At 44.3% G+C, this 13,568-nt stretch carries 9 protein-coding genes; 6 read left to right on the top strand and 3 right to left on the bottom strand.

What is annotated here, in order from left to right; genetic code table 11:
• Positions 1-271 precede the first annotated feature (271 nt).
• The 4 genes from R7F67_RS00870 (at position 272) to R7F67_RS00855 (ending at position 6,741) form a co-directional block, all read left to right on the top strand.
• Positions 272-2,080: an AMP-dependent synthetase/ligase gene (locus R7F67_RS00870; RefSeq protein ID WP_053349689.1), complete on the top strand. Its 1,809-nt coding sequence runs from the start codon at positions 272-274 to the stop codon at positions 2,078-2,080.
• Positions 2,081-2,529: 449 nt separating this feature from the next.
• Positions 2,530-4,254, top strand: coding sequence for an acetolactate synthase 3 large subunit (locus tag R7F67_RS00865; protein WP_005379695.1), 1,725 nt, complete (start codon positions 2,530-2,532; stop codon positions 4,252-4,254).
• Position 4,255: 1 nt separating this feature from the next.
• Positions 4,256-4,750, top strand: a complete 495-nt coding sequence (ilvN, locus tag R7F67_RS00860) for an acetolactate synthase small subunit (protein ID WP_053349688.1) — start codon at positions 4,256-4,258, stop codon at positions 4,748-4,750.
• 110 nt (positions 4,751-4,860) lie between these two features.
• Positions 4,861-6,741 (top strand): diguanylate cyclase, encoded by a 1,881-nt coding sequence (locus tag R7F67_RS00855; protein WP_318056770.1) that lies wholly within the window; start codon positions 4,861-4,863, stop codon positions 6,739-6,741.
• Between the two features lie 54 nt (positions 6,742-6,795).
• On the opposite strand, the gene R7F67_RS00850 is transcribed toward R7F67_RS00855, so the two are convergent.
• Together R7F67_RS00850 and pykF are read right to left on the bottom strand one after the other, a co-directional pair.
• Positions 6,796-7,482: a GntR family transcriptional regulator gene (locus tag R7F67_RS00850; RefSeq protein WP_080659233.1), complete on the bottom strand. Its 687-nt coding sequence runs from the start codon at positions 7,480-7,482 to the stop codon at positions 6,796-6,798.
• 157 nt (positions 7,483-7,639) lie between these two features.
• Positions 7,640-9,052, bottom strand: coding sequence for a pyruvate kinase PykF (gene pykF / locus R7F67_RS00845; RefSeq protein ID WP_005392243.1), 1,413 nt, complete (start codon positions 9,050-9,052; stop codon positions 7,640-7,642).
• Between the two features lie 433 nt (positions 9,053-9,485).
• Here pykF and R7F67_RS00840 point away from each other — a divergent pair, with 433 nt between their 5' ends.
• Together R7F67_RS00840 and glmS are read left to right on the top strand one after the other, a co-directional pair.
• Positions 9,486-10,247, top strand: a complete 762-nt coding sequence (locus R7F67_RS00840; protein ID WP_005379701.1) for a DeoR/GlpR family DNA-binding transcription regulator — start codon at positions 9,486-9,488, stop codon at positions 10,245-10,247.
• A 110-nt stretch (positions 10,248-10,357) separates the two neighbouring features.
• A complete protein-coding gene (gene glmS, locus R7F67_RS00835) occupies positions 10,358-12,190 on the top strand; it encodes a glutamine--fructose-6-phosphate transaminase (isomerizing) (protein ID WP_033906046.1) in 1,833 nt (610 codons plus the stop codon).
• 82 nt (positions 12,191-12,272) lie between these two features.
• On the opposite strand, the gene R7F67_RS00830 is transcribed toward glmS, so the two are convergent.
• Complete coding sequence (locus R7F67_RS00830) at positions 12,273-13,355, bottom strand: glycerol dehydrogenase (protein ID WP_005379703.1); 1,083 nt, start codon at positions 13,353-13,355, stop codon at positions 12,273-12,275.
• Between the last annotated feature and the right edge of the window lie 213 nt (positions 13,356-13,568).

The following is a 13,568-nucleotide window of genomic DNA, read 5'->3' as shown; positions in this document are numbered from 1 at the left end:
TAGACCATATTGGTAATCATCAATTTTTACAATTCATTGGTCCCCGAGCGATTTTTGTCTCTCGGGGCTTTTTGTTTTCGTAATCAACAATCGAAACAGTAAGTTAAATAGAGTAATCATTCAGCAATTTGAGGTACGTTCGCGACGTATAAGTGATAGTTGTCTCTTATTAGTGATAAGTTTGATACTGGTCAGTTGCGTTTTAGCAAGCCGTGAGTACACTTGTTCGCTCAATTAGCTTACGCCTGTAAGCCAAAAGGTAAGTAAAAGAATGGCCAAGTTAGATTTTCATATCGTTAAACGTATTCGTGAACAAATTGCGAACGGTGGTACACGCGTTGCACTCAAGCATAAAGTGGGTGAGGAGTGGCAAGGTATTACGTGGACGCAATTTGGTCAGCAAGTTGATGCTTTATCACTTGCACTTTTGGCTCAGGGATTAGGAGTCCAAGATAAGATCGGCATTTTCTCGAACAACATGCCGCAATGGACGATCGCTGATATCGCAGCACTGCAATTACGCAGCGTGACAGTACCTATTTACCCAACCAATACTGCCACTCAGTCGGCGTACATCATCAACAATGCAGACGTCAAAGTTCTGTTTGTTGGTGAACAGCCTCAATTTGATGCAGCAGTGAGCATTTTCGACCAGTGCGAACAGTTAGAGCTCATTGTTGCGATGTCTGATGATATAGAACTTGGCGATCATGATTTCGTTATCTCTTGGCAAGCATTTGTTGCCAAAGGCGACACTACATATCAAGTTGAATTGGACGCGCGTTTAGATCAGGCAAAAGAAGATGATCTACTCACGCTCATCTACACCTCGGGTACAACAGGACAGCCAAAAGGCGTTATGTTGGACTACGCAAACATTGCGGCGCAATTGGAAGGGCACGATCAGCGCTTGAGCCTTTCTCAAAGTGACGTGTCATTATGTTTCCTGCCGTTGTCACACGTATTTGAGCGCGCTTGGACCTTTTATGTATTGTACAAAGGGGCGACCAACTGCTATTTGCAAGACACCATGCAAGTACGTGATGCACTGAGCCAGGTGCGACCTACCGTGATGTGTGCCGTACCGCGTTTCTATGAGAAGATCTTCTCTGCGATTCATGAGAAAGTGTCTCGCGCGCCGATTCATCGTAAGATCATGTTTACTTGGGCAGTCAACATGGGCGCAAAAATGGCCGCTTGTCATCAAGAAAAACGTCAGCCATCGCTCTTGCTGCGTAAGTCATACACTTTGGCGGATAAGTTGGTTCTGAGCAAACTGCGTGCGCTACTTGGCGGGCAAATCAACTTTATGCCTTGTGGTGGTGCAAAGCTGGATGAAACCATCGGTCGATTCTTCCATGCGATTGGTATCAACGTTAAGTTGGGCTACGGCATGACTGAAACCACGGCGACAGTATCGTGTTGGGATGATAAATGTTTTAACCCCGACTCTATTGGTATGTCGATGCCTGGCGCACAGGTCAAGATCGGCGAAAACAACGAGATTCTGGTTCGTGGTCCAATGGTGATGCGTGGCTATTACAAAATGCCAGAAGAGACGGAAAAGACCTTTGATGAGCACGGTTTCCTAAAAACGGGCGACGCTGGTTACATTGATGAAAATGGCAACTTGTTCATCACCGATCGTATCAAAGAGTTGATGAAAACTTCAGGTGGTAAATACATCGCTCCACAAATGATTGAAGGTGCGATTGGTAAAGACCACTTCATCGAGCAAATCGCAGTCATTGCGGATACTCGTAAGTTTGTTTCTGCGCTTATCGTGCCTTGTTATGACTCGCTAGAAGAGTACGCGAAAGAGCTGAATATCAAATATCACGATCGCGTTGAGTTGATTAAGCACCACCAGGTGGTCGAAATGCTTGAGAAGCGTGTGAACGATCTTCAAAAAGAGTTGGCAAAGTTTGAACAAGTGAAGAAGTTTAAATTGTTACCAAGAGCTTTCTCTATGGATGATGGTGAGTTAACGCCAACTCAAAAACTTCGTCGTAAAGTCATCAATGACAAATACCAAGATGAAATTGAAGAAATGTATAAGGAAAAGTCGGATAAAAAGTAACTTAAGCTGACTTAGGTTTTATATTGATGAAAAAATCCCCAGTGATGTGATTGCGCATTGCTGGGGATTTTTGTTTGTATTGATTTTTTCTGTTTTGCTCGTCAAATAACGCTATTTCGCACCCTATAGCTAAAAGCTTATGAAATAATGTTCTTTTTTTGAGCGTTAATTTTTTAGGTTGTACTGTGAAATAGGAGATGTGTGGCTGCTATTCCTACTAACATTCTAATTACTAGTATCTTGTTTAAAAAGTAGACCAATCTCTCATTAGACCCTTTGATAATAAAACGTTACATTTGTTGGGTAACCTTGCGGGATGTTATGACGAACGCAAGACATAGCCGAAAACGTGGAAGTATTTCGATTAGGCTACGAATAAGACCTAGACTATGTAAAACCAGACCAATCCGTTGACCTTACGGTGAGGAAACTGGCTAAGGAGAGCAATTATGACAGCAATGTTGTCAGGCGCAGAGATGGTGGTTCAATCTCTGATAGAAGAGCACGTAGAGCAGATCTTTGGCTACCCAGGTGGCTCTGTTTTGGATATCTACGATGCACTGCATGCCAAAACCGATCAAATCAAACACGTACTTGTAAGGCATGAGCAAGCCGCCACTCATATGGCAGATGGTTACGCTCGAGCTACCGGTAAACCGGGTGTCGTACTTGTGTGCTCGGGGCCGGGCGCGACCAATACCATTACGGGTATTGCAACAGCGTATATGGACTCTATCCCAATGATCGTTATCTCGGGTAACGTACCGAATAGCCTAATTGGTAATGATGCTTTCCAAGAGTGTGACATCGTCGGTGTCTCCCGCCCAGTGGTCAAACACAGCTTTTTAGTAAAAAAAGCGGAAGATATTCCTGAAACAATCAAAAAAGCGTTTTATATCGCGACTACAGGTCGACCTGGTCCAGTTGTGATTGATTTGCCAAAAGATGTAATGAACCCGCAAATCAAACTGCCTTATCAATATCCAGAAACGCTTTCAATGCGTTCTTACAAGCCGACAACTTCGGGCCATAAAGGCCAGATTAAAAAAGCGCTTAAATCGCTATTAGAAGCGAAAAAACCAGTGCTTTATATCGGTGGTGGTGCGGTGATTTCTGGCGCCCATGAACATATTTTAGAGCTTTCCGACAAACTGAACCTACCCGTTGTGAGTACTTTGATGGGCTTGGGGGCATTCCCGGGTACACATAAAAACTCACTGGGCATGTTGGGTATGCACGGCACTTACGAAGCTAATATGGCAATGCATGAAGCGGATCTTATTTTTGGTATCGGTGTGCGTTTTGATGACCGTACAACCAACAACCTTGAAAAGTACTGCCCAAACGCAAAAGTGATGCATATTGATATCGATCCGTCATCGATCTCGAAAAACGTGAAAGTGGATTTGCCGATCGTAGGTTCTGCGGAAAAAGTGCTGACAACCATGCTCGGGCTGCTTGCAGAGCAAGGTAGTGGAAATGATCAAGATGCTATCACTGCATGGTGGGATGACATTCAAGTATGGCGTGACCGCAACTGCTTGTCTTATGAAACGTCTCCAGAACGAATCAAGCCACAGCAAGTAATTGAAACGCTGCACAAGCTAACTAATGGTGACGCATATGTGGCGTCTGATGTGGGCCAGCATCAGATGTTTGCGGCGCTGTACTACCCATTCAATAAGCCGCGCCGTTGGATAAACTCTGGTGGTCTTGGCACCATGGGATTTGGTCTTCCGGCTGGCATGGGCGTGAAGTTTGCCATGCCACAAGAAGAGGTCGTGGTTGTGACTGGTGACGGCAGTATTCAGATGAATATTCAAGAATTGTCGACAGCCATGCAATACGACATTCCAGTGAAGATCATCAACCTGAACAACCGATTCTTAGGCATGGTAAAACAGTGGCAAGACATTATTTATCAAGGTCGTCACTCTAATTCTTACATGAGTTCTGTTCCTGACTTTGCAGCGATTGCAGAAGCTTATGGTCACGTCGGTATTCGTATCGAAACGCCTGATCAGCTCGAAGAAGGGCTACAAAAAGCGTTGGATATGAAAGATCGTCTGGTGTTTGTGGACATCAACGTAGACGAAACCGAACACGTATACCCGATGCAAATCAAAGGTGAGGGTATGGATAAAATGTGGCTAAGCAAAACGGAGAGAACTTAATATGAGACACATTATTTCATTGCTATTGGAAAACCAACCGGGTGCGTTGTCTCGTGTTGTTGGTTTGTTCTCTCAACGTGGTTACAACATTGAATCTTTGACGGTATCACCGACTGATGATGAAACCCTGTCGCGAATGAACATTACCACGACATCTGATGAGATGCAGTTGGAACAAATTCAGAAGCAGTTACACAAATTGATCGATGTGCTGAAAGTGCAAGAAGTCACCGAGTATGATCACATTGAGCGTGAACTGATGATGGTGAAAGTGAAAGCCAGTGGTTTTGCGCGAGCAGAAGTGAAGCGTACGGCAGACATCTTTCGTGGCCAGATCGTGGATGTCACGGCTTCCCAATACACCGTACAACTTGCGGGTACGAGTGAAAAGCTAGATGCCTTCATTCAAGCGATATCCGAAGTTACCGAAGTTGTCGAAGTTGCTCGTAGTGGTGTCGTTGGCATTGCGCGAGGAGAGCGAGCTCTCAAACCTTAACTCTCTGATTGCATATAGAAAAGCCACTTAATCTAAGTGGCTTTTTTGTTTAGAAAATAACAATTAATGATATAATTGTCGTTTTAGTAAGCATGATAGGCATTAGACGTGTGAAAGTACCTAAGCGAGTCGGCACCTTATTGGCGACAGCACTATTTTTTAGTGCACTCACTGCCGCTTACTACTATCAGAAATATCTGACGTTGTTAGAAAACAATGTTGAGAACACCGCTCAAGAAGCGTTACATCAATTGGCCTATACTGGCCGTGAATACAGCAATATTCAGGATCAAATCGAAACGATCAGTGACCTACTTGGTCACAGCCAAAGTCTGTATGAATATCTGCGCCAACCTAACCGGGTGAACCGTTCCATCTTAGAAGACATGTGGATCTCGGTCGCAATCAATCAAAAGTTGTATAAGCAAATTCGCTTTCTTGATGTTTCTGGTCGAGAAAAAGTGAGGATTAATTATGAGATTGAAACAGGCGCTGCGTTGCCCGCGATCAAATTGCAAAATAAGTCAGAGCGAGATTACTTTCAATTCGCTAAGAACTTAGACGATGGCGAAATCGCTTCGTGGGGGATAGGTTTAGAACGAGAGTATGGCGAGTTAGTCTATCCCTATAGCCCGTCACTGCGTATTTTGATGCCTATTTCGCTTAACGGAAAGCGCGAAGGGTATCTTGTGCTTAATGTTGATATTGACTATTTATCCTCTCGACTCAACTATTCGTCAGTGCTTGATTTCCATATTGAGCTGATTAAGAGTGACGGATTTTACATTGATAGCCCTAAATCAGCTCGTTTGTATGGCCATATAATTCCCGCTCGCTCTCAATTTAATTTTGGCCGGATGTACCCAAACATTTGGCGTAGTTTAAATTCAAAAGATTCGGGCTATGCTTACAATGGTTCGAATTTGGTCGCGTATCGCACCATCCAGTTTGTTTCTAGCGAACCTCTTCATCTGGTTATTGATCTTACCAATGAGCAGTTATTATCCCGAGCTCAGAGGGATATTGATGACTTAATCCAAGAAGCGTTTTTTGTTCTAAGTTTGGTGCTCGGCTTCACTTTGCCGACGGCAGCCCTTGCTCTGCATTATCGGCGTCATAGTATGGAATCGAAGTTGGCTCGAGCTGCTCTTGATGGTATGACTGCGGTGATGATCTCGGATGCTTCACATAGAATCATCATGGTTAATCAAGAGTTTGAAAACATGATGGGTTACTCAACCAAGCATGCCCAAGGTTGGAGTGCACATCATTTAATTCTCTTACCTGAAGAGCTCGAAGCAAACCTGAGTATCTGGAAAACACTGAAGAGTGAACACGTATGGGAAGGGGAGATTCGTTGTCGAACTAAGTTTAATCAAGTCTTTACCGCAATAATGCGTATTCAGGCGAATTTAACCAAATCAGGTAAAGTGAGTTATTACATTACGTCGCTGGTGGATATCTCTGGGCAAAAAGAGTTAGAAGAAAAATTACGAAACCTAAGCGAAAAAGATGGCTTGACGGGGTTGTGGAACCGCCGAAAATTTGAAGAGCAATTGGCGCAATATGCGGGGATTATTGAACGCTATCCTGATAGCCCTCCTGCTTGTTTGGCGTTGTTTGATATTGACCACTTTAAACGTATTAATGACGAGCTTGGCCACGACGAAGGAGACAAGGTGATTTGTAGTGTCGCAGAAACCCTCCTAGAAGAAGTCCGCAGCACAGACTTTGTATCTCGTGTCGGTGGTGAGGAATTTGCAGTGATTATGCCGCATACAACACTAGAAGAGGCTGAAATTGTATTGAACAGGCTACGTGTCGCGGTTCAAATGCGTAGTGATAGAGGTATTACTGTAAGTGCTGGATATAGTGATTTAACCTCTGATCGTACAAGAACGTATAAATGTGCTGATATTGCTTTGTATGAGTCAAAAAGTGCAGGGCGTAACTGCGTATCGCTGTGTCATAGTTATGATGATATTGCTTAGCGCTTTTGCAAAAATGAATAAACGGGGATAGCCCCCGCTTTTTCAGTCTGAGCGTTATTCGCTAGCCAGTATGCGACATTGGTTGTCGATGGCGGCTTCGATACACTGTATTGACTGTCTCAAATAACGCTCTAGATAACCTAAAGCATCCTGACTCTTTTTGTCTAGCGATGCCTTCATCAGTATTTCTTGCTCATCGAGATTACAGTGCCCAGGGTTCCCTGTGCCTAAAATCTGCATCGCGAAGTATTGGTAGCGTTTAATTTGCGTGAGTAGATCGCGGAAAAAACCAAACATATTGACAGAGCCAGCACCTTCAAACAGCGCAGTAAGAAACTGATTTTGGCGCTCTTCCCATTCCCTCCAACAAAAGCTTTCGCCAGGTTTTACTCGGGATAACTTGTGATAAGCAGTTAGTACATCCAGTTCCCATTTTTCATCGCCAATCATAATTGCCTTACTGAGTAAGCATGCGGAGACCATTTGCAGGCTTTCGTACAAGTCATGTAACTCATCTTTACATACAGGTGCAACCCAGCAGCCTTTTTGCGGCTCGAGTTTGACGTATTTGCTCCAAGATAATTGCACCAATGCTTCTCGAATGGGTGACGCTCCTACGTTGTACTTCTCTTTGAGTTCGGCAACCACGAGTTTTTGACCTGGTTTAAGCTCGCCATCGAGAATATCCTGACGGATCATTCTTAATACTTTGTCGGTAAGAGTGGGACTAGACACATACACCTCATAGAAACTTTAATCGTGACGATAAAATTAAACAGTACGAAATTCTGATAGAGGTAAATAATACAATTAGCCTATTATGAGAGCAAGAAAGCCATATAAAAAAGGAGGGCATAAGCCCTCCTTCTCAAGAAACTGAAGTGTTAAAAGTTCAGTCTTATAGTACGTGTACAGAAGCTGTGTTCGTAGTACCTGAAGCAACTAGAGCGCCAGAAACCATAACAACGATATCGCCTTTGTTACCTAGACCTGATTCTAGAGCAAGTTCTTTACCCGCTACGTAGAATGCGTCAGTGCTTTCGATTGAATCAACAACTACTGGAGTAACACCTTTAGTTAGAACTAGCTGTGCAGCAGTTTTCTTGTTAGTTGTTAGCGCTAGGATGTTTGCAGTTGGGAAGTACTTACGTACTGAACGTGCAGACTTACCACCTTCAGTTGCAACAACGATAAGTGGAGCAGCTAGTTTCTCAGCTGTGTCTACTGCACCTTTACATACTGCTTCAGTGATACGTAGGCGTGGGCTGTCTAGACGAGAACCTAGTTCAGCTTTTAGCGCTGAGTCAGTACGGTTCGCGATTTGAGCCATGATAGTTACCGCTTCAACAGGGTATTTACCTTTCGCCGTTTCACCAGAAAGCATTACTGCGTCAGTACCGTCCATTACCGCGTTAGCAACGTCGCCTGCTTCCGCACGAGTAGGACGTGGGTTGTTGATCATAGAATCAAGCATTTGAGTTGCAGTGATAACCATCTTACGTGCACGGTTACACTTCTCGATCATCATTTTCTGAGCGAAGATTACTTCTTCAGCTGGGATTTCAACACCTAGGTCACCACGAGCAACCATGATGCCGTCAGAAAGCTCTAGGATCTCGTCGAAGTTATCAACACCTTCTTGGTTTTCGATCTTAGAGATGATGTGGATGTTCTCGCCGCCGTTTGCAGCAAGTACTTCACGGATTTCTTGAACGTCAGACGCTTTACGGATGAAAGAAGCTGCTACGAAGTCAACGCCTTGCTCACAACCAAATTTAAGGTCGTTCTTATCTTTTTCAGATAGTGCAGGTAGGTTTACAGAAACGCCAGGAAGGTTAACACCTTTGTTTTCGCCTAGTGCACCGTTGTTAAGAACTTTACATTTAACTTCAGTTTCAGTCTTAGAGATAACTTCCATCTCGATTAGACCGTCGTCTACTAGGATAGTGTTACCTACGTTTAGGTCTGCTGCGAAACCAGCGTAAGTTACTGCAACTTTATCTTTGTTACCTACAACTGAAGTGTCAGTTGTGAAAGTGAATTCTTGACCTGCTACTAGATCAACATCGTTACCGCCTTCTAGCTTGATAGTGCGGATTTCTGGACCTTTAGTATCTAGAAGAATTGCTAGTGGTTTGCCAGTAGCTTCCATTACTTTACGGAAGTTCGCGATACGAGTGCCGTGTTCTTCGTAGTCACCGTGAGAGAAGTTAAGGCGCATTACGTTCATGCCTGCGTTAACTAGTTCAGTTAGCTTCTCTACAGATTCTGTTTTAGGGCCAATCGTACATACGATTTTGGTCTTTTTCATGGAAGATACTCTCCGGTAAGTATAGTTACAATTTGAAAGTCGGTTATTTACTCTGAAGTCAGGACGTTTTTGATGACATTTAGTACCTGTCACCCACCGATTTTTCGTCTCATTATTAGAACTTCAGATTCTGAAAGTCTTTCACCAAGTTTAGTCATTTTATGACTAAAAGATCGGCGATTTTGGTTACCTTTTTGTGACTAATCCCACTTTATATGCAGAAAGTTGCAAAAAAATAGCCTTCAATTCTGTAATTTTTTTTCTTTTCGGTGGCGAATTCTACCACTGAATGAATCCAATATCACTGTTTAAGAATTGTCTTAGGACAAGGTTTTATCGAGAAATATTAATTTTTTGGATCGAAATAAATGGACTTAAAAGTTTCGGTTTGACTATAATAAGTTTCACACCGAAACTTAAAATCAAAACTTAAATGTCGAAACGAAATACTCAATTAAGAAGACACGCCATTTCTAACTTGGTTTCTGAACTAGGAGAAGTTAGCGTTGATGAACTTGCTCAGAAATTCGAAACCTCAGAGGTCACGATTAGAAAGGATTTAGCTTCTTTAGAGAAAAACGGCCAACTTCTACGCCGCTATGGCGGTGCGATTGCTATCCCAAAGGAAGTCATTCACGAAGAATTGGGCGCTAATGTTTCGACTCGAAAGTTAAGCTTAGCAAAAGCAGCTGCATCATTGATTCGCGATCATAATCGCATCGTGATCGACAGTGGCAGCACGACTGCCGCGCTGATTCAACAGTTGAATGACAAACGTGGCTTAGTGGTCATGACCAACTCGTTGCATGTTGCTAACGCCCTAAATGAATTAGAGAGCGAACCGACACTGCTGATGACTGGTGGTACTTGGGATACGCACTCAGAGTCCTTTCAAGGCAAAGTGGCCGAATCTGTATTACGAGCTTACGACTTTGACCAACTATTCATCGGTGCGGATGGCATCGATCTCGAGCGTGGAACCACCACATTTAATGAGTTGGTTGGCTTAAGTAAGGTAATGGCAGAAGCGTCACGTGAAGTGATCGTAATGATCGAGTCCGAAAAAATCGGCCGTAAGATCCCAAACTTAGAGCTCGCTTGGCATCAAGTTGATGTGTTGGTGACCGATGCAGATATCCAAGCAGAGCATAAAGTACAGATTGAACAACATGGCGTGAAAGTCATTTGCGCCTAATAATGTAATCAGTTTCATATTTTACTTCCCTCTGGATAAAGGCCTTTGCTTGCTGCCTCTATTTGAAATCATGGCTAGGGAAGAACAAAACTACAAACGGAGATAAACACATGTGTGGAATCGTAGGTGCAGTAGCACAACGAGATGTTGCAGAAATTTTGGTTGAAGGTCTACGCCGCTTAGAGTACCGCGGTTACGACTCTGCTGGCGTTGCGGTTGTTGATGGCGAATCAAACCTAACGCGCGTTCGTCGCTTGGGTAAAGTACAAGAATTGGCTGATGCAGTAGAAGAAGCAAAAGTGATCGGCGGAACTGGTATTGCGCACACTCGTTGGGCGACGCACGGTGAACCTTCTGAAATCAACGCTCACCCACACATGTCTGGTGATATCGCAGTGGTCCATAACGGCATCATCGAAAACCATGAAGAGCTGCGTGAGCTGCTTCAATCTCGTGGCTACGTGTTTGAATCGCAAACGGATACAGAAGTTATCGCACATATGGTTGAGTGGGAACTTCGTACTTCAGAAACGCTATTAGAAGCGGTACAAAAAACAGCAAAACAACTTGAAGGCGCATACGGCACGGTAGCGTTGGATCGCAAAGATCCTTCACGCATCGTAGTAGCGCGTTCAGGCAGCCCGATCGTGATCGGTTTTGGTGTAGGTGAAAACTTCCTAGCGTCTGACCAACTTGCATTACTTAACGTTACGCGCCGTTTCATGTACCTAGAAGAAGGTGACGTAGCAGAAATTACTCGCCGTGAAGTCACTGTGTTTGATGCAACGGGTGAGCCAGTTGAGCGTGAAATTGTTGAATCTAACGCAGAGCATGATGCAGGTGATAAAGGCCAATACCGTCACTTCATGCAAAAAGAAATCTATGAGCAACCTAAAGCGTTGATCAACACAATGGAAGGTCGTATCACGGCAGACTCTGTTGTGACAGACGCGATCGGTGTGCACGCGGCAGACATTCTAAGCAAAGTAGAACACGTACAAATCGTGGCGTGTGGTACGTCTTACAACGCAGGTATGACGGCACGTTACTGGTTTGAAGACATTGCAGGCGTTAGCTGTGATGTAGAAATTGCGTCTGAATTCCGTTACCGCAAGTTTGTGACTCGTCCAAACAGCCTATTGATCACGTTGTCTCAGTCTGGTGAAACCGCTGATACCCTAGCAGCACTTCGCCTAGCAAAAGAGAAAGGTTACATGGCGGCGATGACCATCTGTAACGTAGCGGGTTCCTCTTTGGTTCGTGAATCAGATTTTGCATTCATGACTCGCGCTGGTGTTGAAATCGGTGTGGCTTCAACCAAAGCGTTCACGACTCAACTTTCTGCACTACTTATGTTGGTAACGGCACTGGGTAAAGAGCAAGGTCGCATTAGCAAAGAGAAAGAAAAAGAGATTGTTGAAGCGCTACACGCACTTCCTAAGCAAATCAACGCGGCACTTTCTTTCGAGAAAGAAATTGAAGCACTAGCAACGGATTTTGCAGACAAGCACCACACATTGTTCCTAGGCCGTGGCGAGTTCTACCCAATCGCGATGGAAGCGTCTCTAAAACTGAAAGAGATCTCTTACATCCACGCAGAAGCGTACGCGGCGGGTGAACTAAAACACGGCCCTCTTGCGCTGATTGATGCTGACATGCCTGTTGTTGTGGTTGCACCAAGCAACGACCTACTTGAAAAGCTAAAATCAAACGTTGAGGAAGTACGTGCGCGTGGCGGTCTTCTGTATGTATTCGCAGATGCAGACGCAGGCTTCGAAGGCGATGAGACAATGAAGATCATCACGATGCCTCACGTTAGTGAAATCACGGCGGCGATCTACTACACCATCCCTATGCAGTTGCTGTCTTACTACGTAGCACTGATCAAAGGTACGGACGTAGACCAACCACGTAACCTGGCGAAAGCGGTAACGGTTGAGTAATTACGCTTAACAGCAAAAATCCAAGCGGCACATGCGAGAGTATGTGCCGCTTTTTTATTTAAGCCCACTTTAAGGGGGTGAGTTATTGACCCAACTGGTGAGCGGTTAGAATTGCAGAGTAGACATTTTCTGCCGTCACTGGGAATGGCATATTGTGGATGGTTTCTCCCTCGGCCGTTGAGGCTTCGGCGACCTCGCGCAACTTAGCGTGGTTAAGCTCTTTAACGCCCATATCAAATAAGTTGGTTGGTAGACCTACAGAGCGGCAGAATGCAAGAACCGTATTAATCTCTTCCATCGCTGCGTTTTCTAGTACCAGCTGAACAAGTGTGCCGAACGCGACTTTCTCACCATGATAGAGATGATGACACTCTTCAAGCTTAGTTAGGCCGTTATGAATAGCGTGAGCACCCGCTAGACCACTGCTTTCAAAACCGATACCGCTTAGGTATGTATTGGCTTCAATAATGTTTTCTACCGCTTTGGTGCTCACACCATTTTCTACCGCAGCTTTTGCTTTTACACCATCTTCAAGCAAGGTTTCATAGCAAAGTTTCGCAAGCGCTTGTGCTGAACGCGTCGCTAACCCACCAGCCATTGTTGCCTTACCAGAAGTCATGTTGGCACGAGCTTCAAAGTAGGTGGAAAGCGCGTCGCCCATCCCCGATACAAGTAAGCGAACAGGGGCTTTGGCGATGACTGACGTATCCATGATGACCATGTCTGGGTTTTTAGGGATCATCAAATATTCTGCAAATTCACCTTCAGGTGTGTATATCACCGCAAGCGCTGAGGTTGGCGCATCAGTCGAGGCAATCGTAGGAACCACCACGACAGGAATTTTGGTGTAAAACGCAACAGCCTTTGCTGTATCTAACGTTTTACCACCACCAATACCGACAATGACATCGTGTTTCTGAGTGGCACAAATGTCCGTGATGCGTTCAATCTCAACGCGCGAACATTCGCCACCAAAAATGTTCATAGTGAGTGGAAGCTTTTCGTCAGCAAAACTTTGCTTGACGTCATCACCAACCAGGTTAGTCACGAACTCATCGGCAATTACTAACGGACGTTCACCCAATGTTTTCACATAGTGAGCGATAGATGTAAGTACTTGTTCACCTTGGACGTATTTGCTTGGGCTGATAATAATTTTGTCCATAATTCAAACCTTTAACCTTTTTTATGTGTGTTTTGGACTGCAATGAATATCCATTGTAGGGATAAGGTTTATATTAGGTTTGGTGTGGTAAGTGGTGAAGGATATCTCTGGTTTTGTTCCATGCTTTTATGACCTCTGTGTCAAACCGACTGTCAGAAGTAATAAGCATCAGCATGCTTTATGGCGACGATCACTATTCAGGAAAATTTGTCG

This window comes from Vibrio sp. YT-17 (assembly GCF_033337375.1).
Classification (GTDB): domain Bacteria; phylum Pseudomonadota; class Gammaproteobacteria; order Enterobacterales; family Vibrionaceae; genus Vibrio; species Vibrio alginolyticus.
Note: the sequence above shows the minus strand (reverse complement) of the source record. Positions and strands in the feature narration are given on the sequence as shown.